Here is a 22,810-nt window from a genome sequence, read left to right on the forward strand (position 1 = left end):
TGTCCTCCTCTTTCCTAGCTATGACTCTCTACATTTTTATAGCTTAATTGTTCTCCGTTATACGGTATTTTATTATTCAAATCAAATTTATCCCCATTTTTTAAGACGTGCAATTTTACATTGAAAATAGATAGTATTTCATCTTGATATTGCTCTGATACATTACTGTAATTTATATTACTTCCATCTATTATATACACTGCACCAGACCCTATTACTTTTAATTCACCTTCTTCATTTACAACTATAGCAGTATCCTCATCTATTCCAATTCCTAAACTTTGAGGGTTCTCAGCTATTCCAACTAGTAATCTTCCAATTCTTCCTCTTTGGGCAAAATGCTGATCTATTATTACTCCTTTAATCAGCCCTAATCCTGGTGCCATTTTTAATGTGCACTTTTTAGGCGATTCTTCGTCTGGCCCTGTTACTACCATAGTGTCACTCATAACAGATGCTCCTGCAGAGGTTCCAACAAAAATACATTCTTTCTCATAAACATCCTTCATACCTAAATATAAGGGAGTTCCTCCTATTAAGCTTGTTATTCTCAGCTGGTCTCCCCCTGTGAAGAAAACTAATGATGCCTCTTCTATCATTTGAATATTACTTGAATCATAAGCATCTTTTCTTTCTCTTATGTTCAATATTTTAATATTTTGAACTCCAAGATTTTCAAATATACTTTTATATTCATTTCCTAATTCCTCTGGGAGCTGTGATGCAATCGTTGCTACAACAAGCATATCTTCTTCCTTGTTAAGCTTACTGCATACTTCTTTAAGTATGCTTTTTTCACCTTTTTTATCTTCTGCTCCTCCAATTATTATCAAATTACCTTGTAACTTTTCTTCCAAGACAATACACCCCTTCTTGTGGATATTTTATATTTTTTCCACATTTAAAATAGTTATACATAAATAAAACTTCAGCAGACTTGCTACTGAAGTTAATAATAATTTTTATTATATTTCCCTTTAATTCAAACTAAATTATGGATCTCCCGGGAATAATTAATTTATCGCCAACCTTTATAATCTCTGGACTTTCCATACTATTCAACTTAACTAAATCATCTATAGTTGTATAATATTTCTTAGCTATCTTCCATAAGGTGTCTCCATGTTGAACTACATATATTGTCATACTTGCTTTCTTTTTTGGAAGTTCCCCCTCTACCGGAGCCATGTCTACTAAAAATTCCTTATGTGTAACATAATTCACTCTGCCATATACCTCTACTACAGCCTTTATCGCTATAGTATTTGCCTCTATCGATGCATCAATATTTTCTAAACAAGCTTTAGCTATACATTGCATATCAATTTTACATCCTGGTATTTCTACAGTACAGCTAAATGGCAACTCTTCATTAACAGTGTGTACGTATTTTTCTTCATCAAAAGTTCTATACAATACCTCTGTATTTAATACTCCATCAACAATAATCTTATCTTCCACTAACTTTTTATCTGTTATACAAACTTCTCCACAGCACATTATTATTTTAGATGCTCTTGGTCTGTCTTCTAATTCAATGCTTGATTTAACTATGCTTTGATTAGTTGAATGTCCATGCATTACGTTTAATTCATAATCCTTTCTATCCATTTTCATAAGTACTGAAGGTGAGTATGCATCTTCTATAATATCAATCTCTTCCTTATACATAACTTTAGTATTAGATTTGACTAGAGCTTCTATATCGACAATTCTATTTTCCCCTAAATCGTCTTCTTTAATATCATATTCTATAGCATCCACCTTAAATTCTGTATAATTATCCATAGTAGGATTTACTCCATCAAGGCTTACTTCTTTGCTTATTGGAACATTGTCTTCTACGTAAACTATATCTTTAGTATCTTTTCCTCTATACAATAATGTTATTATCGCATTAGCATCTATTAATGCTCTACCTTCCATAATCTTAACATCTTTTTTATTAACCTTAACATCACACTTTAATATGGTTCCAATTTGTGGATTTTCCATAGGAATCTGCATATGACTTTTCGCTATTAAGTCACCTGAAACAGTTCCTACTATTTTATCTACAGTAGCAGGATTTTTAAGCATTTGAACATCCTGTGAACCTGTTACATCTTTTATTACTTCAAATTCATAATTTTTATATACCTCGGATTTTAATTTTATAATACCTTCAACAGCTATTTTTCTTTCATTGACAATGCCACATTCCATATGTTCAATATAGCAACCTGAGTCACTTAGCATTCTATGCTCTGCTCCAGGAATTTCTACATAATTCGAAAACTTTCCAGTATAGTTTGTACTATAAACTCCTGTACTTTCTTCCTCTCTTGCTAAATAAAGTATAGTGTATTCTATTTGTCCTTCTACAAACACTTTATCCTGCATAACTTCGGTATTTGTAATACACGGCTTAACATTAAGCGATAATATTTCACCAACATCCGGATGAGTATCAGGTATTACGTATTCACCTTTCACTACAGTATCACTAAAATTTTCACCAAGCAATTGTTCGCACTCTATATTTTCTTTAACCAGCTCTATAGCCATATTATATCTCCCTCCCATTAAACCTACTATTTATTTATACAAACATTGATAAAGAAATATGATAAAATTTCATATATTTTTATAATAAATATTAGATTGGAAGAAAATTTTTTACTACAATATTCATCATTTTTTGGGGTATTTTTCGCATTTCCTACGCTAATAAGTATTATATATATTGACATTTGCTGAATTTTGGCGTAATATTAGAAATGGTTGTTGACCATATAACCTCTCATAAATTCTCAATACCCTTTTATACCATAGTTGAAAGATGGAAACCCACCATCTTTCTTTTTGTTTGAATAAACCTTATTGTTTTTAAGATAAAAAAAATCGGTACTATGAGTTAGTACCGATTCTATACAGCAAAAACCAGTTGAACTGTTTTGGTTAAAACATCTGAATAACTATAAGTCACTTTCCTTTGGGTGTCATTTTCTAATCTAATCACAAATATGCTAGGGTAGGCTTTCTCTATAACTCCACTATTTACGAAAACCTTTCTTCTTCCTCCATTGGCTTTTAATGTTACTCTATCGCCAACATGTTCTTCAATATTTTTCCTTATTGAAGCCAATACATTTGCTTTTTCCATATTAAACACCCTCTTTCCACATTGTATATTATATATCTCAATGTATATAATGTCAAATAAACTATTTATTTTATCAGTTAACAATCTGTTTTGTCAATATTAATTTTTTGTAAACACTCTCAAATATTTAAATTTTCACTACCTTAAGTATTGTTCCCTCAAGTTTATTCATATATACACTATATTTTAAAATTAAAAAATTTATATATAAGGTGACTTAGGAAATCCCTCTCTATACTTTCCTCTCGTTTGAAGCCCGCCAATACCTTTAGTACCAGTTATAGTGTTTTCTAAAGCATTTTGAATAGAAACTACTTTTTCTATATTGGTATATGCAATTCTTTCACACAAAAATACTGGGTCTAAGCAATGTATCAATATTCTATTAGGCGAACTGGCAAAATTTGCACCTGCATCTAGAATAGCCTCATAGCAAGATTGACATGCGCCTGCAAAAATCACTAAATCATCATAACTTGATTCATAATTTCTTAATTCTATTACAGATTCTACAAAATACTTTGAGTTCTTATAGTTGTTTAAATCAGTATAATTGTTAGTGCCTTTAGCTATAGAATCATGTCCTGTAATTACAACAATATCAGGCTTTACTTGTTTTACTAAGTCCAATATAGCCTTAGGCTGCTCTTTTTCTGCTATATTTTTCCCAACTACATCTAACATTAATTGTTTATACACCTTTAAACATACATCTAGATATTCTGGATCTCCATCTATATGAAGAATCTTTCCCGGTCTTCCAAATGCAAGTTCATTAGTTGGGTTTGGCTTTATTGATCTGACTTCGCTGCGAAAGCCTCCTCTACTTAATAGAATATTTCTAATTGAGCTGTTAACCTTTCTGCTAAATGTTCTTTCTCGTTCTGTTGAAGAATTATCTGAAACTAATTCCAAGTCATCTTCTGGTGAATCTGCAATAATTCTTAAATCTATTCCCTTTAGCGAGTATATTATACCCTCATTTACCTCTTTAATCTCTATAATCTTAAATGTAATATCCTTTCCATAAGACTTTCTTACTACTATATCCCCTATATTCATACTAACATCTCCAAAATATAAAATTCTATTATATATAATATGTTTTATTAAACTTTAAGTGAATAATAAAAATAAACACATAGACATAAAAGTCTAAGACTTCTTGTCTATGTGTTTACATCAGCTTAACACTACTATTCTTTTTGATTGTAAAGCATTTTAAAATTATCGATAAATTTGGTGTATATTTCTTGCTCAGAAATCAAATCCTCCAATTTATTGTTAAAAGTGTTTGAAGGCCAATTTACTTCATTATAATAATACCTATTGGAAAGCCTCCAAAAACGTTGAGGAAATAGCAAAAATGCGAATAACACTCTATATTCCTCTTCTTTCAGTGGACTAACATCATTATAAGAGTCAATAATTAATTGTGCATGTTCAATATCCCAATTCACTCTTTTTAAGACTTTAATCATAAATGCAGATATATCATAAGCTCTTATCTCTCGTTTACAATAGTCAAAGTCTATCACATTAACATTATCCTCTTTATCCATTATTATATTGTGATATGTGAAATCGTGATGACAGAAACCTTTTTCCTCCTCTGTAATTCTGCATAAATTCATATACATTGAACTATCCAGTACATTTATAGCTCTTTTGCCTAAGTCTTTATAGAATTGAACTGTCTTTGTATAATTCAAATCGAAGCTACCTTTATTTCCCTTTTTTCTTCCCATATCTCTCATCTTATCGAGAGATCTTACTCTTTTTTCCATAAGACTGGGCCATCTTCCTAAGTCAGTTTTTAACTTGCTATTTTCTGGAGGTTCATATCCCTTAGATGCAATATGCATGTGGGCTAGACTTTTAGCAGCTTTAACCAGATCATCTTTGCTTTTAAAGTCACACTCTCTTCCATCTATCCATCCAGAAAGAGTATAAATATCTTCGTTTACAAGGGCATAAGGGTTACCTTCAGTGTTAACACAATATCTATCTACCCTTGGAAATCCATTCTTCATTAGGTGCTCTTTTGCTCCATAGACAAATAGGAGTTTTTGTGTTCCATAATTTATCTTCTTTAAACATTTTAATCCTTTATCTGTTTTTAAAAGGTATACTCCTTTATTTGGTTTGATGTTTTCAATTTTAATATCAAATTGTCTTTCTATTTCAAATTCTCTCATCATGTTAATCACCCCTATATAATTTATATGAATAATACATTTAATTTAGAAGAGTATTAACACTTTTGAGACAACATTAATATAATAAATTATAGCAAATTCGAAAGGATTAATCTTATGAGAATAGGAATCGACGGACGCGCGGCAAAATGGTATAGAGGAACAGGAATAGGTACCTATACTTATCAGTTAATTAACTGTTTAAATAAAATTGATAACATAAATAATTACTTGCTTTTTATGCCCGAAAACTGCGAAGCTGATTTGTCTTTTAAGGATAATTTTCATTTAAATAATATTAGTGAAGGTAACAATAATAGCTTTTGGGATGAGGTAAATATACCTAATATATTAAAAGGTTCAGATATAGAGCTATATCATGTACCTCAAAACGGAGTTGGACTTCCTGAAAATAAAGAATGTAATTTTATGATTACTCTTCATGATGTAATTCCTTATAAGATGCCAGAAACAGTAAGTGATAGATACCTAAAAATTTTCCATGAGCATATCCCCAAGGTTGTGTCAGCATGCGATGGAATAATTACCGTCTCTGACTATTCTAAAAAAGATATCATGGAAGCTTTTAATTTTCCTGAGAATAAAATATTTGTTACGCCTTTAGCCAGCGAAGATATTTATAAACCTTTAAATAGAGATTTAAGCAAAAAAATTGCGAAGAAGTACTATTCTATAGATAAAGATTTTATACTCTATGTTGGCGGTTTCAGCCCCAGAAAAAATATAATTGGTCTTATAGAAAGCTTCAGTAAGCTTTTGTCTATCTATAAAAAAGATATAAGTCTTGTAATAGCCGGCAAAAAAGGAAAGTCATATGACTCTTATAAAAAAAGAGCAGAGGAGCTTGGTATATCTGATAAAGTAATATTTCCAGGGTTTATACCTATCGAACACCTGCCATATATATATAATGCAGCTAAATTATTTGCTTATCCCTCTTTTTACGAGGGGTTTGGTCTTCCACCTATTGAAGCAATGTCTTGTGGAGTGCCTGTAGTAGCTTCTAATGCTACTTCTGTTCCTGAAGTAGTAGGCAATGGCGGATTACTAATTAACCCTAATGATGTAGATGATTTATGTTACTCAATGTTTAGAGTATTGTTAGATGATGATCTGCGCGAAAGATTAATCTTATCCGGTATTGTTAAAGCATCAGAACTAAGCTGGCAAAAAACTGCACATCAAACTATCAATGCCTATAATAAAATTAGCAATGGATGGGGGGCATAATAAAAATTTTGCAAGGCAAAATTTTTATAGAGGACAGAGGACAATTGACAGAGGACAATGAAGGTGAGTTTTCTTCCTGACGTCAGAAAACTAATTTATTTTGAGACTCGTTTTACTAATGTGAAACGTCGATTTATAAATTAAAGATTTTTCGTAGTGTAACGAAGAAAAATCCTCTTTCACTGTCCTCTGTCCTCTGTCAATTGTCCTCTAAAAAAATGCTTTGCATTTTTTAGTTTACTGATATATCCACTTATTGTATAATATCACTTAGGAATTTATGAAAGGTGGTACTTATAATGGCAAAAGATAGTTCATTTGATATTGTATCAGATGTAAATATGCAAGAGATGGATAACTCAGTTAATCAGGCGATGAAAGAGATAGAGCAACGTTACGATTTTAAAGGAAGTAAAGCTCAAATAGTTTTAGAAAAGGATTCTTTAAAATTAAATGCCGAAGACGATTACAAGATCAATGCTATGCTTGATATTCTGAGAGGAAAAATGATTAAACGAGGTGTATCAATAAAATGCTTAAATCCTGGTAAAATCGAAAATGCCTTTTCTGGAACATTAAAGCAAGATGTAGAAATCCAAAAGGGTCTTAGCAAAGAAAAAGCTAAGGAAGTTGCTGCATACATAAAAGAACTTAAACTTAAAGTTCAGGCTCAAATAATGGATGATAAGGTACGTGTCTCCAGTGCTAAAAAGGATGACCTTCAGTTAGTGATTCAAAATTTAAAATCAAAAGACTTTGGTGTAGACTTACAATTTATAAACTTAAGATAATCGGATAAGACGTAAAAACGTGGCTTTAGGGCCACGTTTTCTGTTTTGAATATAACTTATATACGATTGTCTTTAAATTTCTCTAAAAATTCTTGCCTATCTTCTTTATAATTTGACTTTCTTTTTAATCTATCTAGAAATACTGACTCATCCCAATCCTTTCTCCTTGTGTAGTAGTCCTTGGATATTGTATAAAAATCCTCCGGGAAAGTTAGCATTGCATGAAGTACCTCTAATTCTCTATTACTTAAATTATTTTTAGTACAATAATTTTCTATTATAATATTAAACTTTTCTATATCAAAGGCAAAGTTTTTTAGAACCTTGTTTATAAAGTTACATAAATCATGTACCTTTAAATCGATTATTGCATAGTCAAAATCTATAAAGTACGCCTCCTCATTGTTTATCAATATGTTATGATAAGCTAAATCGTGGTGACATACTACTATTTTATCTTCCTCACTACAAAGCTTATAATAAAAGGATTCTTCCAGCATACTAACACTCTTTTTAATTTCATCAATGTAGTAATCTACATTATTAAGAAATATAGAATCAAATTCGCTTTTTTTCTCATGAATACTAGCTATATTCTTGAAAAACTCCATTTCTTGTATTCTTCTTTTAAAAGTATCTATTAATTTTCCGGTGTTGTATTTATTGTATAAAGAGGTCTTAAACCCCTCTGATGCACTATGAAGTTCTGCTAAACCCCTAGATGTAATACTAAGATCTATAGGGTTATTGAAGTTACACTCCTTTCCTTCAACCATATCCATAATGCAGTACATATTTCCATTCCATATAGTATAGATTTCTCCGTTGACATCTTTTATAAAATCAACTACTCTGCTGTATTTGTTTTTTATATAAGTTAATACATTATATATAAACTTTAATTCTTCTTTTGTATACTCCACTCTTTTTAAAACTTTATCACCCTTGTCTGTTGATACAATATAAACTCCTCTTACTGGTATCACATCATAAACAGTTAAATTAAATCTATTGAATAGTTCAATACATAGATCATATTTGGTTAGATATTCTTTTTCTTTATACCTATCAAACATTTCAACACCTCTTTAAACTAGGTTATCTCCATCAGCTATAATAGCTTTTTGTAATTTTTCTGTGTATTGTTCTACTGTCCAATTTTTTGTTCCCTCCCTGTATCTATTACAACACCTAATAAATTCGTAAGGATAAGATATAATAGACAGAATAAACATATGACTATTTTTATCTAGTGATTCTAGCTCACAAAAATCCTTTATTAAACTGCGGAAATTTATATCTATATTTTTTCTTTTAATTTTTCCTAGAAAATAAGCTAAATCCATCTCGACCATGTTATAACAACATTCATCAACATCAATTATCTCTAAATTCTTTACCTTTCTCAAATTATTAAAATATGTGTTACCTAAGCACATTTCCGTTCTTTTCATACTACGCAATATTAAGCTTATATAGTTGCTGTTGTATATGGTATTTATACATTTATTTGCTCTCTCTAAATATATATCACCATATTTAAAAAGCAGATTTTCAAACTCATTATTGACTTCATTTTTCTTTAAATTATTTATCTGCTTAGAAAGTCGCTTTATATAAATCTTATATTGCTCTACTGTTTTGCCTATATTATTATCTAATCTCTTATTCATATATCCTGTATATCCAAGAGTCTTTATATGAAATTCACTAATATTATATATTTGATTCTTTATCTCTGATGCCGTTAGAGATTCAAAATTAATATTATCATCAAAATGCTCTACACATTTAACACCCTTGGATTCTAAATACTTTTTAAAGCTTTGAGTAAGGTTATCACAATACACTTCCAAACCTCCCCGTTAATCTTTACTTATGTCCTTTCTTCATTTCTTTTAAAATCTTCTTTCTTTTCTTCTCTAGTTTCATAATTTCCTTCTTTCTTTTGCTTATTTTTTCTAGCTCTTTTACCGACCTTTTTAAACCTTCTACTTTATTCTCATAAGACTTTACATCATCATTATTTATTCCATCTTTATAATTATCATATTTATTTTTGTGGTGTCCCATAAACAGATCTCCTTTCTTATATTTTTAGTTATATTTTACAAATCTAAATTCATCTATAAAGTCTTGCTTTTCACCTCTATCCTCAAGTGTCTTTTTTAATTTTTTTAAAAAGAACTCTTCTTCCCAAGGCTGTTTTTCCCAGTAATACTGTATTCCTATTTGCCAGTAATCCTGTGGGAACTCCATAAAAGCAGCCATAACAGGAATATCCTCTCTTTTCACGTTGTTAACTGAATTATATGCATCTATAATAAATACACAGTTGTTTATACTCCACTTCCCATTCTTCATACGTCTCAAGAGCAAACTAGCTAAATCATGAAGATGAGTATCTAACATACAGTAATCAAAGTCTATAATATTTACTTCTCCGCTTGTACCTATTAATACATTATGGTTCGCATAATCATGATGGCAAAACCCTTTTTTTGATATTTCTTTATTCATTATTTCAAGGTAATTGCTTCTCATTAAGTTTTCTATAGACCGTTCAGCTCTATCTAGTTCTTCTTCCATCGCATTTAAATAAATTTTATCAAACTCTGTTTTTTTATCTTTTTTATCTATTCTTTTTTTAAAATCTAAAATCTCGCTTTTTCTAGTGTTAAAAATTTCTGGCCATTTAAACCAACCTATTCTCGGATTCATATTTTCTGTTACATCAAATCCATGACTTTTTTTATGAAGTTCAGCTAACTTTGATGCCGCTATCAACACATCTACGGGATTGTCATAATTACATTGACGTGAGGTAATCCAATTAGTTAAGTATGCATAATATCCTTGTATATTCATATAATCTGTGCCATCCTTGGTTCTAATCATCCTAGGTATATGCTTAAATTTATTGTTTTGAAGATGTTTTATTGCAGAAAGAATAAATAAGAAATGACCCAAATCGTATCTAATTACTTTTAAACAGTATTCTTTATTGTCGGAGGAAATTTTGTATACATTTTTTATTTTTTCTATATATTGAATTTGGAGTCCATAAGTATCTTGAACGGACTTCCTTACATCGCATATCTCCAAGCTTCTGCCTCCAAAATATTACTATATTATGTAGTATATGAATTAACCTATATGTATGTGCTAAGTGACACATTTTTCGAATAATATTAATACTATATACTACATAGGTTTTTGCAATTGACAAGTTATATAGGCCAATTGTAATTGGAGGTAGATAATTGTATGAAAATTGCTATTGATGCAAGGGGTATTAATTGGTATAAGGGCACTGGTATAGGAACTTATACTGATAAGATTTTAAGATATATGATTAAAACTCATAGAGAGATTTTTTATCAAATTTATTGGTCTGGCGGAAATTATGATGAGTTTGAAAATGACAATACAAAAATACTAATGGCTTCTAAAAGGCATCATAGATTTTTTGAACAGCATTATTTTCCTCATAATTTAACAAATGATAATATAGATATCTATCACATACCTCAAAACGGAATAGGAATTTCTGAAAGAATACCTTGCAAAACCGTAGTTACTATCCATGACTTAATACCATATATTTTACCTGAGACAGTAGGTAAGGGATATTTAGGAAAGTTTTTGCAAGAAATGCCTAGAATTGTAGATTTATCTTCTGGGATTATTACCGTATCAGAATGTTCTAAGAGAGATATTTTAAAATTTTTCCCTATTGATGAAAATAAGGTTTTTGTAACTCCACTAGCAGCTGATGATAAATATAAGCCATTAGATAAAAAAAAATGCGAATCAATAATAAAGGAAAATTATAATATTGATAAACCTTTCATACTTTATATAGGTGGTTTTAGTCCAAGAAAAAATGTAAAGTCTTTAATTCTTGCCTTTTCCAAGATATACATGAATTTAAAGAAAGAATATAACTTAGTTATAGTTGGAGCAAATAAAGATGATAGGAACCTTTTGAAAGATCTCAGTATTGACTTAAATGTAGAGTCACGTGTGAAATTTACTGGTTTTGTTGATGAAAATCTTTTACCTGTTTTATATAACGCCTGTGATGTTTTTGTCTATCCATCTTTGTATGAAGGTTTCGGTCTTCCACCTTTGGAAGCTATGAGTTGTGGCACTCCTGTGATTACTTCCGATATATCTTCTATACCTGAAGTAGTCGGTGATGGTGGTATTTTAATAGATCCTTTTAATATAGATAGCCTAATGAGTTCATTAGAAAATCTGTTAAATAGTGAGTCTGCAAGAAGCTCCCTCAGTGCTAAGGCATTGCAAAGAGCATCTAACTTCTCTTGGGAGAAAACCTCCGAAAAAACCGTTGAAGCATATAAAAATATTTTAAGCACTTGAAATAAAATAAGATAAAACCTCCTGACTGCATTCCGCTCTCAATCAGGAGGTTTTATCTTTATATCTTAGAAAATTCCCTATGATTAACCCCTTTACTAAAGATATTATATATCATAATTGAATCTTTGTAAACGTTTTATAATAAAATTATTTCTGTAAAATTTTATTCTCACAATCTTTTTCAAGAGAATCTAATATTAGTTTAGGATCCTTTTCTTTTATGTTGGATTGTGTCAAAGCATTTTTTGCAGCATCTTTTATGATTGGGAAATACTTAGTGTAATTGATTATATATGATCCCTTTTCTGCACTTGCAAATACGTTCCATACTTTTGCATGAAAATAATCTACTATATTATTAAAGTTTATAAGAGTATACATATATGGATTAGCAGGGAAAGTTCCGTAATTATTAAGCAAATCCATCTGAGCAATCTCATCAGTAGCCATAAATTCAACGAACCCTTTTACTGCGGTTGCATTACTTGAATTCTTATTTATTATTAAATTAGCCCCACCCACTGACGAATCTCTATTTCCTCCGGCTTCAAAAGCAGGTAGTTTCATTATGCTCCATTTGCCCTTATCCTCTGGTATGTTCTTCATAAGTTCACTTATATATGAAGGATCTGCTATAATTGAAATTACTGACCCCTGTTTTGCAAGGCTAATAAATTCGTTTTTGGAACTTATATCAACCATTAGCTCTTGTGAATACAGTAACTTAGCTGTTTCTACAGTCTTTAGCCACTCCTTAGAATTAAAGTCTAATTTACCATCTCTGTTGAAATATGATGTACCTAACTGATTAGCTAAAACTATATTAAAATTATTACTTTCATCTTGAAGATTAACTAGGAACTTCTTCCCTGTATCTTTGCTGATCCTTTTACCTACAGACACATAGTCATTCCAAGTCTTTATATCATCAACATTTATTTTTTCATTTAAAAACACATCGATTCTATACAGAATCACCTTTGGCGAAGTGTTCCACGGTATTCCATATATCTTATTTTTTACAGCTAGATTATCTAATTTATTTTTTGGTATTTTATCCTTATATGAACTAACTGCGTCTGTTACATCTAATGCGAACTCTGGGGATTTATCTATAAAGTATTGAACATTTTGATCTTCTATATTTATTATATCTACAGCATTTTCTTGATTATTTGATTTATCTATAACTTTATCTTTTACATTATTGTCAACTTTTATTTCTATATTTACTTTCGGATGAATTTTCTTAAATTTATCTGCTGTGATTTTCAATTGCTCTGCATATTTTTCTTCTGTTGCTATTTTAATTTCACCTTTTAATGTATCTTCTTGCTTTGTTACATTATTATTTTTACTACAAGAAACTGTTAAAATCAGCATACTGATTAAAATAAATACTAAAAACTTTTTAGTGTTTCTACTCATAGGAACTACACTCCTATCATATTTATTTGAATGTACCTTATAACTTATTTATCATACTAGCGAGGTAACCAGCTCCAAATCCGTTATCTATGTTTACTACACTAATACCGCTCGCACAACTATTAAGCATACATAGTAAGGCAGAAAGCCCCCCGAAATTAGCACCATATCCCACACTTGTAGGCACTGCTATTACTGGCTTATCGACTAACCCTCCAATGACACTAGCCAATGCGCCTTCCATACCTGCTGCCACAATAACAATCTTTGCACCTCTTATTAAGTCGATTTTATCAAATAATCTATGTATTCCGGCAACTCCTACATCATATATTCTTTCTACCTTATTTCCAAAGATCTCAGCTGTTACTGCTGCTTCTTCTGCTACTGGTATATCTGATGTTCCTGCAGTGACTATAGAAATATATGTATTTGTTGTTTCCGGTTCTTTATTTTTTATAGTTATAGTCCTTGCCATTTTGCTATATTCAGCTTTAGGACAGATTTCTTTAACTAATTTATAAGCCTCCTCTGATGCCCTAGTTCCTAATATATCGCTTCCTCTAGCCAGCATAATTTCCACTATTCCTCTTATTTGTTCTGGGGTTTTTCCCTCGCAATATATAACTTCAGGATATCCAACTCTTAACTCTCTATGATTATCAACTTTTGCATATCCTAGGTCTTTAAATGGTAAATCCTTTAAATCTTCTAAGGCTTTATCTATAGCTAAGGATCCATTCTTTACATTTTCTAATAACTCTCTAGTTTCATTAATATTCATACTATCATCCTTCTTTCGGGTATCAATGCTGCTAGATTTTTTGATTTATTTCTTTGTAAATTTCGTTTATACTAACATTATTTTCTAATGCAGCCTTTTTACATTCATCGTATTCAGCCTTGTATTTTACTCGTTTTTCACCATAGTAAGAATTTTTTATAGTAAATTCTCCATATTTAGTTTGAATTTTATTGAATTCTCTCCTTAGCATATTTCTTTGGACCTTATATTTTCTAAATCCTAAAGTAGTAGTTTCAGTTAATATTATCTTCTCAATTTCTTTTTCTTGTTCCTTGCTATATACTACGCTTAATTTAATCCCCGGTCTTCCTTTTTTCATAATTATTGGAGTCAAATAAACATCTAAAGCTCCTTCTTTAAATAACAATTCCATAATATATTCATACATTTCCGGATTCATATCGTCTATATTACATTCTAAAACCTCTGCCTCACCTTGTAAAAATTCTTCATTTGGCCTGTCAGTTTTTTGATCTAATTCCTCTGCTAAGAATACTCTTAAAACATTTGGAATATCCTTATTATCTTTGTTTCCTATACCATAACCTATTTTGTTTATTTTGAAATTCTTATTATCTCTAAATTCATCAGTCAAATAAGCTATAATAGCAGCTCCAGTTGGTGTAGTAGCTTCAAAAGGTATATTAGATTTTAGCGGTATATTTTTTAGTATTTCTACAGTAGCTGGTGCTGGAACCGGCAGCAGACCATGGGCACACTTTACAAAACCACTTCCAGCTTCTACAGTAGAACTTATAACCTTATCGACTTTTAGATGAGCAAAGCAAATAGCCGCGCCTACAATATCCACTATAGAGTCCACTGCTCCAACTTCATGGAAATGCACTTCTTCTATACTTTTGTTATGCACTTTTGCTTCTGCCTCAGCAACCTTTTTAAAGATACTTAGACTTATATGTTTTATATTGCTGTCTAAATCACTTGAGTTTATTATGTTTTCTATATCTTTTAAGTTTCTATGATGATGTTCATGATGATGGTGGCTATGTTCGTCATGATGATGGTGATTTAAAATAACATCTACTTTTGTACCGCTAATTCCGTTTTTAACTGTCTTTTCTACTGATATTTTATACCCATCAATATTTAGCTTAGAAAGCTCATTTATTAAGTGATTCTTATCTATCCCTAGATCAATTAAAGCCCCTAAATTCATATCTCCACTTATGCCTGAAAAGCAATCATAATAAAGTATTTTCATATTTATCTATCTCCCATATGTTATTTTAGTTTTCTAATATCTCACTTGAACTATTGTTCTTTATATTAATTATAATCATTCCCAATAAAATCAATGCGCATCCAGCTAAAGTCTTACCAGTAAGTTTGTCGCCAAAGATCATAGAAAATATGGCCCCAAAAACTGGCTCCCCTAAAAATATTATTGCCGCATGAGTCGGATTTGTATATGGCTGCATTTTATTTTGTATCATATAGGCCCCTATGGTACAAAACAGCACCATGAAAATCATACAAAATATAAAAGTAAGATTTATTGTAAAACTTAAATTTTCAACAACAACTGCTGGAATAAATCCTAAAATACCTGCTACAAGCGTTTCTATACAAGTTACAAGTATTATATCTACATCTTTAATATATTTATCTACCAATATTATTTGAAATGCAAAGGCTATTGCACACAGTAACGTAAGAAAGTCTCCTGGATTTATCTTCAATGTACTATCTATAGATATAACACCAAGACCAATTAAAGCAAATATTATACCCATTGTAGTCTTAACATCTGGTATAACCTTATACATAACAGCCATTATTATAGGTACAACAACAACATAAAGCCCTGTAATAAATCCGGATTTACTCGGAGTGGTATAAACCAACCCTACAACTTGAAAAACAGACCCTAAAAACAATGCTATACCAATAATTACTGCTGCGTTAACTGTCTTTTTATTAATATGCTTAAACCTTTTATGAAATATTATTGCAAGTATTGCTCCAGATAGAAAATATCTGATTGCTATAAATGAATATGGATGAATATATTTAAGGGTTAAACTTATTATCGGGAAGCTTGCCCCCCATACAACTGTGACTAATAACAGGCTTAAATCTGCTTTTAACTCTTTTGTCATATAATTCTTCCTTTCTTCCCAAACCTTATTTAATATTCTACCATATGTTCTTATAATATTTAATTCAAAAGTATAAAATTTATTTTTACTATATCTTATTTACTTTTAAGTATGTATACAATAATTTTAAGCCCTAGGCGCTTTAATACTGCTCCTAGGGCTTCTTTATATTATAAATATCTTACCTAAGCTTTAGTAATTATTTTTCATTAACCAATTTTGAAGACCTTCAGTTGTTTTAAATATAGGTGCATCATAAAATAATTCATCTCTGTATTTTTTAAAATCCTCTAGTGTAACTGGGTGAAATGAAACTCTTAAACCATTTGTATCTATAAACTCAAATAATCTTTCTTCATCTTTAATAAGTTTGTCCAATTGGAAAATTTTGCTGCAATCTTTTTGCCAGAAAGCTATCGTTTTATCTTTAGGATAATACGAAACTCCTAATGCAACATTAGCAATTTGATTATCATCCGGTCCAACAGTAAATATATAAGCAGTATTTTTGTAAAATTTCATAATATTCACCCCTTTCTAATTATTATTGTAGTATTCTACAAAAAGTTTAATTTTCCTTCTTGCATTTTTAAATTATGATAAATTATATACGAAATATTTAATAAAAGCTGCAGACATATTGTCGGCAGCTTTATCTATAAGTTTATATAATTTTTAATAACCATTACCCATTAACCAATTTTGTAATCCTTCACTTGTTTTAAATGTAGGTGCGTTGTGAAATAAACTATGTCCATACTTCTTTAAATCTTCAAGTGTTACTGGGTGAAATGAGACTCTTAATAAATTTGTATCAATAAACTCAAATAATCTTTCTTCATCTTTTACTACCTTATCTACCTTGAAGCTTCTACTTCTGCCCTTAAACCAAAAAGCTACAGTCTTATCTCTAGGGTCATATGCTGCCCCTAAAGCAAGATGTGGAGTTTGTTCATCACCTGAACCAATTATAAAAATATAAGCGGTATTTTTATAAAATTTCATAACCCCCAACTCCTTTTAAGTATTTAGTGAACTCTTATTAAAAATAATTTCTTTTCTCCTTTTCTTAAAAATCATGCTAATGCCTTATATAATGTTTAACAAAAGCTGCCAACCCATTGTTGACAGCTTGCTCTACTATAAAAATTCTTCCTTATTTTCTTCATTTTTTAATTGATTAACAAGATACTTTATTTCTTGATCTTTATTTTTATCCATAACTAGTACTACATCTTCAGAATCTACTATAATTAAGTCTTTTACTCCAAAAACTATAATAAGTCTATCTCTTCCAAATACAATACAATTTTCGCTTGCTTCTAAGAAAGTATTTTCTGTTATATTGTTTCCTTTATAATTTTTTAAGAACCTCCCTAATGAAGCAAATGTTCCTATGTCATCCCATAAGAATTCACTTTTTATTACATATGCCTTTCTAGTTTTTTGCATGATTCCAAAATCTACGGAAATTCCGTCTATAACCTCATATTGTTCTTTTACATTCTCTTCCTCTTTTTCTGTTTCTAAGCTCTGATATATAGCCATCATGCTTTTATGCATTTTAGGCAAATACTTTTGCATTTCTCTTAGATAAACATCTGCTCTCCATACAAACATTCCGCTATTCCAAAGATAAGTTCCTTTAAGCAAAAGATCTTTAGCAACCTCAACGTTAGGTTTTTCTAGAAATCTCTCTACCTTAAAGCTTGCAATGTCACCGCCTATTCTTTCACCCATCTCTATATAGCCATATCCAGTTTCAGGCCTTGTAGGCATTATCCCTATAGTTACAAGACCTCTCCGTTTTTCTGCAATCTCTTTTGCTTGTGACAGAGTATCTATAAATAATTTTTCATTTTCTATATAATGATCTGACGGTAAAATTATCATAGTAGCGTCGCTGTCTTTTTTTAATAGTTTTACCGCAGAGAGCCCTATGCAGGTGGCGGTCCCTTAAATCTCATTATAGGTCATATAAACTATTGAGCATTAAATTTATAAAAAATCTGTATATGCTTTTCTTTTACATCTTTATCTTCAAAAACAATTATTTTCTCCACTAGTTCCTCTAAATCGTTTCTTTTAAGTTCATTAAAGCTTAATATATGATCAATTTTACTGCATATTAAACCAAGCATATGTTCTCTATTATTATTTATTTCATTTTCTATTTGATCTTTTCTTTTTTCTAGTCGGCCCTGTTCATCTTGAATTTCCTTTAAAATCATTTTAAAGTTTTTTTCATTTACTATGTTTTTTAACCTATCTTCATATATTCGCTTAATATTTATATCTATATCTTTAAGGTTGCTATTTATGCTTTTTAGCTCTTCAATATGATTATTGCTTTTGATAATTTCTTTTAGTTCATCATAAAATATTTCCTTATTTAAATCTTTTGTGTAATTTATCAAATCATTTATGATAATTTGCTTTATATATTCTTCCTTTATGGAGTGAGCAGTACACTTTTTTTTACCAGTTTGACTATTTGTACACTTATATCCGTTATATTTCTTTCTATAGCACATGCTTCCACCGCAGTCACCGCACTTAAGTACCCCTGAAAATAAATGTACTTCGTCATTTTTATACCTTAATATTCTCTGTCTTTTTTTTATAAGTTCCTGAACTTCATCAAAAGTTTCCTTAGGTATTATTCCTTTAAATTCTCCTCCATATATCCATTGATCTTTTGGTAAGGCTTTCACTGTTTTTAACTTATAGCTTACCTTTCTCCATCTTCCTTGAACCATTTGCCCCGAATATTTAGGATTTGTTAGGATATACCTTATGGAATTGCTATTCCATTTAAAAAACTTGGATTTCCCGAAATTTTTCACATGCCACGATGGCGGTCTTACTCCAATTGAGTTTAAATAGTCTGCAATCTTTTTAAATCCCCATCCTTTTAAATAAAGTTCATATATTTTTACCACTATTTTAGTAGCTTCATTTTCTGCAGGTATCAATTTTATAATTTTTATATTTTCTTTAAAACTTTCTTCAAATTTATAGCCATAAGGAGGCTTACTGGCAATACTAGACCCTCTTATCATCCTCTGCCTAAGACCATCTCTAGTTCTTCTTGAGCAATCTTTTATATACATTTCATTTAAAATATTTTTAAATGGAATTATATCATTAAACTCATATAATGTATCAACGTTATCAAGTACAGAAACAAATCTAATATCTTTAGCCTTAAAATAGTCCTCTAAATAATATCCAGCCATTATATAGTTTCTTGAAAATCTCGAGAGATCTCTTGTTAGAATCATGTTTATTTTTTTGTTCTCTATATCTTCTTTCATCTGTATAAAACTTTCTCTATCAAAATTAGAGCCTGAAAATCCACAATCTTCATAAACATTTACAAGATTATATATAGAGTTTTCCTCTTCTTTGCTTTTTTCTAGAATCCATTCTTTTAAGCCTTGAATCTGAGCTGGTATAGATTCTTTCTGATCATACTTGTCCGTACTTACTCTTGCATAAATAGCCACATTCCAAATACTCATTTAGCTATCACTCCATACCTTATTCATGATAGTTATCTTAGTTTCACTTAGATTACTTTTAATTATCTTTTTTATTATTTCATTTAAATTCCTTTTTCCAAAAAACCTAGTTACTATTATTTTTTCCTTTTTAGACATAAAAGCCTCCAGCACATTAGTTCATAATTAATAATATGCTGGAGGTTAAATATTTTTGATTCATTTATTTGATATAAGTTTTACTTTTACTTCTCTACTCATTTGCTTTATGCAATATTCTCTTTTCATAGCATCGCTCTTTGTTTCATAAGATTCATAGTAAACTAGCTCTACTGGAAGTCTGCATCTAGTGTACTTTGCTCCTTTACCATTATTGTGAGTTTTTATTCTTCTTTCTAAATTATTAGTGTATCCTGTGTAAAGACTACCATCTTTACACTTTAAAATATATACGTAATTCACCCTTTATTCCCCTTAAAAAATCATTTTACAGACACATATTTGTTATTTTCTATATAAAATCTTAATAAATAGTCCCTCGCCTCTTCTGCATAATCTATTCCTATACGTTTATCAGTTATAATATTAAACTCTTCATCGTTATCCACTATATATAATCTATTATCGCATAAATCTTCACCATTTAAAGCCTTATTGATTTTTAATGCATTACATAATTTCCCAGGACCATTAGTCAAACTTTTAATTTGAGTCTTAGTTAAGTCATTATAATCTTTCTTAAACCTATTATTTGCCATTATGTCCAAGCTTCCCACAGGCTCTAAAGCTCTTATAAGTACCGCCTCAGGTATTCCTTCCTTCTGGGTAACTACATTAAAACAGTAATACATTCCATATATTATAAAGACATATGATAATCCCGCCTCTCCATACATAACCTCCACTCTTGGGGTTCTTCTTCCTCCATAAGAGTGTGCTGCCTTGTCTTTTATACCTAAATATGCTTCAGTCTCAACTATTTTTCCAGAAAGCCTCTTACCATCTACTTCATGAATTAATATTTTCCCTAGAAGTTCTTTTGCAACCGTTTCTGTATCTCTACTATAAAACTCTCTATTAAGCTTTTTCATTTAATTCACCGCCATAAATATATAATTTGATGCTATTTTCATACCCTTAAAAACCATATATTAATTATATAATTTACCTAGATAATAAAAAAGAGCCCTAAAGGCTCTTTTTAATTTGCAGACTTAACTATTTGCTTAGCCTCTCTTATGGCTTTACTTTCAAAAGAAGATTGAGATCTAGACCTTGGTTTGTTATTTTCTCTCTTAAAATCGTGCTGTAGCTCTATTTGTGTCACTTGTTTCACGCTATCACTTCCTTTGCTTTTTGTCATCTTTTTCTTGGTTATTACTGCTGTCAGTCCTCTTAGTGCCTATATTTACTTCCTGTCTATTTATATCACCTTTCTTACACTTTCTCATGCAAATCACTTCCTTTAGTAAATTGGCTCTCCATTAAAATTTTCAAATTTAGGTGGATTCTTAGTGTTCTTTTTATTTCCAGATGGTCTACTTACATCATTTTTCTTATTTTCTCTATTACTTGCTTTATGGTGTATTCTATCAGTCATATTTAACTCCCCTTTCTAAAATTAGTTTTTCCACGTAAGGAGCTTTTATTCTTTTATCTTAAATCATCAAGTTTTACATAATGACCTATATATTGAATGTAGAGGTTTCTTTGTTTTCTGGTTCTACAAATATATTCTTCTTATCTATCTCAGGAAGCTCCGCATATACTTTGTCTATATATTCCTTATTAGTTACTACATAAATATTATCTTTACTTACTAGTGGTTTTATTCTATCTACTGTATTTCTTAAAAAACTTTTATTATTTATAATTTTTAAAAATTGTTTTGGATTTTTAGCCCTTGAGAGAGGATATAGTCTTGTTCCTTTACCACCCGCAAGAATCAGTGCATACAACAATAAGCCTCACCCCTAAATATTGCTTTATTCTATAATATGTAACTTTCAATATAATTGTGAAAAGATGAATTATAATTATAGGATAAACTTAATATATTCTTAGTGTATAAAATATAATGCCTAAAAAGTAAACTCCAGGTTTTTAAAAACCTGGAGTTTATTTTTCATATCGTTAATATTTTAACTTTTTTGGGTAAAATTTTACGCTCTGCTAGCAGCCTTTGCCTTAGATGCTGATTTAAACATCATAGCTGCTGTATAGAATATAACTACTATTACTAACCATGTTAATATTTTAAGTGGTAGTTCTTTAACTATATAAGCAGCTATAAAAACGCCTATAGCACCAAATATAGTTATTGCCATAGAAGCTTTTCTATCATATGCGCCTTCTTTAACGAATTTAGCTGCTGCTGCTGGCATTAAGAATGCACATGATCCCATCATTATTGGGAATGCTACCTTAGGGCTCATTCCAAGTGCAAATACTAGTGCCATACATGGAGCATAAAGTCCTATTCCTAGTGTCATAAGTGCTCCTAATATAAAGTTACCTATTATTGCTACTATAAGTTTTGTTCCTGTAAGTCCTATAGCCTCTCCACCAGCTGGCATTAAATGAAGTTGTCCTGCAAGCATTACAAATGCAACTATAATTAATGCTACACCCATTCCAAGCTGTATAACTTTTTCAGGAAGTTTTGAAACAACTCCTGCTCCTACTACAGCTCCTATAGTTGCAGCAGCTAACATTGAAAATAGTGTTACTGGATCAACTTTTATAGTTGTAATAAATATAAGAGCCTCAATTGCAACTGGTATTGTACATGCAACATTAAGTGTACCTGGTAATGTTCTATCTTCTGAAAGCTTAAAGTTTTTTAACAATGCAGTAGTTGGTGCAAAGCTTCCTATACCTAAAGTATCAAAGAAGTTTGTAACAAATCCTACAGCTCCAAGTGCTAAAAAGTTTGATTTTTCAAGTTTACCCTCTTTTGATGCTTTCGCATAATCTACGAAGAACAAAAATGCAAAGTATGCTACTAAAAGCAACAATATGCCGAAAACTATTTTTACCATTACATAGCCTCCCTTTGTTATACTATATTTTTTTATTTTATAATTGCTTATTGTAAATAATATATCATAGTTAATTATATCTAATCAACATTATTCTACATAATTTTTAAAATTTTCTTACTTTAATATAAATCCATGTTTA

Annotated in this window: 25 protein-coding genes and 2 pseudogenes; 3 read left to right on the top strand and 24 right to left on the bottom strand. The window is 30.2% G+C overall.

The window, feature by feature from the left end; all coding sequences use genetic code 11:
* Positions 1-14: 14 nt before the first annotated feature.
* The 5 genes from I6U51_RS15350 to I6U51_RS15370 all read right to left on the bottom strand — a co-directional run bounded on the left by I6U51_RS15350 (position 15) and on the right by I6U51_RS15370 (position 5,346).
* Entirely contained in the window at positions 15-857 is an 843-nt protein-coding gene (locus I6U51_RS15350; RefSeq protein ID WP_211143469.1) for a cyanophycinase, read from the bottom strand.
* A gap of 130 nt (positions 858-987) precedes the next feature.
* Entirely contained in the window at positions 988-2,547 is a 1,560-nt protein-coding gene (locus I6U51_RS15355) for a DUF3794 and LysM peptidoglycan-binding domain-containing protein (protein ID WP_211143470.1), read from the bottom strand.
* Positions 2,548-2,908: 361 nt separating this feature from the next.
* Complete coding sequence (locus I6U51_RS15360) at positions 2,909-3,145, bottom strand: Veg family protein (RefSeq protein ID WP_178906273.1); 237 nt, start codon at positions 3,143-3,145, stop codon at positions 2,909-2,911.
* Between the two features lie 201 nt (positions 3,146-3,346).
* Positions 3,347-4,207 (bottom strand): sporulation peptidase YabG, encoded by an 861-nt coding sequence (gene yabG / locus I6U51_RS15365; protein ID WP_211143471.1) that lies wholly within the window; start codon positions 4,205-4,207, stop codon positions 3,347-3,349.
* A 134-nt stretch (positions 4,208-4,341) separates the two neighbouring features.
* A complete protein-coding gene (locus I6U51_RS15370) occupies positions 4,342-5,346 on the bottom strand; it encodes a CotS family spore coat protein (RefSeq protein WP_211143472.1) in 1,005 nt (334 codons plus the stop codon).
* A gap of 114 nt (positions 5,347-5,460) precedes the next feature.
* Between I6U51_RS15370 and I6U51_RS15375 the strand changes: the two genes are divergently transcribed.
* Both I6U51_RS15375 and I6U51_RS15380 read left to right on the top strand, forming a co-directional pair.
* Positions 5,461-6,594: a glycosyltransferase family 4 protein gene (locus I6U51_RS15375; protein WP_211143473.1), complete on the top strand. Its 1,134-nt coding sequence runs from the start codon at positions 5,461-5,463 to the stop codon at positions 6,592-6,594.
* A gap of 299 nt (positions 6,595-6,893) precedes the next feature.
* Positions 6,894-7,385 carry a YajQ family cyclic di-GMP-binding protein gene (locus I6U51_RS15380; protein WP_211143474.1) on the top strand — a complete coding sequence of 164 codons (492 nt, stop codon included), beginning with the start codon at positions 6,894-6,896 and terminating at the stop codon, positions 7,383-7,385.
* Positions 7,386-7,441: 56 nt separating this feature from the next.
* On the opposite strand, the gene I6U51_RS15385 is transcribed toward I6U51_RS15380, so the two are convergent.
* From I6U51_RS15385 to I6U51_RS15400, 4 genes are read right to left on the bottom strand one after another with little or no spacing between them, the layout of a single operon-like run.
* Positions 7,442-8,461: a CotS family spore coat protein gene (locus I6U51_RS15385; RefSeq protein WP_211143475.1), complete on the bottom strand. Its 1,020-nt coding sequence runs from the start codon at positions 8,459-8,461 to the stop codon at positions 7,442-7,444.
* Positions 8,462-8,473: 12 nt separating this feature from the next.
* Positions 8,474-9,235 carry a protein kinase family protein gene (locus I6U51_RS15390; RefSeq protein WP_211143476.1) on the bottom strand — a complete coding sequence of 254 codons (762 nt, stop codon included), beginning with the start codon at positions 9,233-9,235 and terminating at the stop codon, positions 8,474-8,476.
* A gap of 22 nt (positions 9,236-9,257) precedes the next feature.
* Positions 9,258-9,458 (bottom strand): hypothetical protein, encoded by a 201-nt coding sequence (locus I6U51_RS15395; protein ID WP_211143477.1) that lies wholly within the window; start codon positions 9,456-9,458, stop codon positions 9,258-9,260.
* Between the two features lie 24 nt (positions 9,459-9,482).
* Complete coding sequence (locus I6U51_RS15400) at positions 9,483-10,490, bottom strand: CotS family spore coat protein (protein WP_211143478.1); 1,008 nt, start codon at positions 10,488-10,490, stop codon at positions 9,483-9,485.
* 162 nt (positions 10,491-10,652) lie between these two features.
* Between I6U51_RS15400 and I6U51_RS15405 the strand changes: the two genes are divergently transcribed.
* Positions 10,653-11,771 (top strand): glycosyltransferase family 4 protein, encoded by a 1,119-nt coding sequence (locus tag I6U51_RS15405; protein WP_211143479.1) that lies wholly within the window; start codon positions 10,653-10,655, stop codon positions 11,769-11,771.
* A 147-nt stretch (positions 11,772-11,918) separates the two neighbouring features.
* Here the strand turns inward: I6U51_RS15405 and I6U51_RS15410 are convergent, their stop codons facing one another.
* The 15 genes and pseudogenes from I6U51_RS15410 to I6U51_RS15470 form a co-directional block, all read right to left on the bottom strand.
* Positions 11,919-13,199, bottom strand: coding sequence for an ABC transporter substrate-binding protein (locus I6U51_RS15410; protein ID WP_211143480.1), 1,281 nt, complete (start codon positions 13,197-13,199; stop codon positions 11,919-11,921).
* 37 nt (positions 13,200-13,236) lie between these two features.
* Positions 13,237-13,983 (bottom strand): nickel pincer cofactor biosynthesis protein LarB, encoded by a 747-nt coding sequence (larB, locus tag I6U51_RS15415; protein WP_211143481.1) that lies wholly within the window; start codon positions 13,981-13,983, stop codon positions 13,237-13,239.
* 31 nt (positions 13,984-14,014) lie between these two features.
* On the bottom strand, positions 14,015-15,226 hold the full coding sequence (larC, locus tag I6U51_RS15420) for a nickel pincer cofactor biosynthesis protein LarC (RefSeq protein WP_211143482.1): 1,212 nt from the start codon (positions 15,224-15,226) through the stop codon (positions 14,015-14,017).
* A gap of 25 nt (positions 15,227-15,251) precedes the next feature.
* Complete coding sequence (locus I6U51_RS15425; protein ID WP_211143483.1) at positions 15,252-16,124, bottom strand: DMT family transporter; 873 nt, start codon at positions 16,122-16,124, stop codon at positions 15,252-15,254.
* Between the two features lie 192 nt (positions 16,125-16,316).
* Positions 16,317-16,646 carry a hypothetical protein gene (locus I6U51_RS15430; protein ID WP_211143484.1) on the bottom strand — a complete coding sequence of 110 codons (330 nt, stop codon included), beginning with the start codon at positions 16,644-16,646 and terminating at the stop codon, positions 16,317-16,319.
* Between the two features lie 153 nt (positions 16,647-16,799).
* Positions 16,800-17,129, bottom strand: coding sequence for a hypothetical protein (locus tag I6U51_RS15435; RefSeq protein ID WP_211143485.1), 330 nt, complete (start codon positions 17,127-17,129; stop codon positions 16,800-16,802).
* Between the two features lie 135 nt (positions 17,130-17,264).
* Positions 17,265-18,077: pseudogene (locus I6U51_RS15440) on the bottom strand (mannose-1-phosphate guanylyltransferase); the annotation flags it as partial.
* A gap of 29 nt (positions 18,078-18,106) precedes the next feature.
* On the bottom strand, positions 18,107-19,648 hold the full coding sequence (locus tag I6U51_RS15445; RefSeq protein ID WP_211143486.1) for a recombinase family protein: 1,542 nt from the start codon (positions 19,646-19,648) through the stop codon (positions 18,107-18,109).
* Positions 19,649-19,786: a hypothetical protein gene (locus tag I6U51_RS15450; protein ID WP_211143487.1), complete on the bottom strand. Its 138-nt coding sequence runs from the start codon at positions 19,784-19,786 to the stop codon at positions 19,649-19,651.
* Between the two features lie 60 nt (positions 19,787-19,846).
* Positions 19,847-20,089, bottom strand: a complete 243-nt coding sequence (locus I6U51_RS15455; protein WP_178906253.1) for a GIY-YIG nuclease family protein — start codon at positions 20,087-20,089, stop codon at positions 19,847-19,849.
* A gap of 20 nt (positions 20,090-20,109) precedes the next feature.
* Positions 20,110-20,718, bottom strand: coding sequence for a DNA-3-methyladenine glycosylase (locus tag I6U51_RS15460; RefSeq protein ID WP_211143488.1), 609 nt, complete (start codon positions 20,716-20,718; stop codon positions 20,110-20,112).
* A gap of 110 nt (positions 20,719-20,828) precedes the next feature.
* Positions 20,829-20,963, bottom strand: a complete 135-nt coding sequence (locus tag I6U51_RS25140) for a hypothetical protein (RefSeq protein WP_281395982.1) — start codon at positions 20,961-20,963, stop codon at positions 20,829-20,831.
* Between the two features lie 129 nt (positions 20,964-21,092).
* Complete coding sequence (locus I6U51_RS25145) at positions 21,093-21,227, bottom strand: hypothetical protein (protein ID WP_281395983.1); 135 nt, start codon at positions 21,225-21,227, stop codon at positions 21,093-21,095.
* Between the two features lie 97 nt (positions 21,228-21,324).
* Positions 21,325-21,588 (bottom strand): annotated as a pseudogene (locus tag I6U51_RS15465) (sugar phosphate nucleotidyltransferase); the annotation flags it as partial.
* Between the two features lie 201 nt (positions 21,589-21,789).
* Positions 21,790-22,668 (bottom strand): TSUP family transporter, encoded by an 879-nt coding sequence (locus I6U51_RS15470; protein WP_211143489.1) that lies wholly within the window; start codon positions 22,666-22,668, stop codon positions 21,790-21,792.
* Positions 22,669-22,810: the final 142 nt, after the last annotated feature.

It is taken from the genome of Clostridium aciditolerans, from assembly GCF_016316925.1.
GTDB classification, from domain to species: domain Bacteria; phylum Bacillota; class Clostridia; order Clostridiales; family Clostridiaceae; genus Clostridium_AM; species Clostridium_AM aciditolerans.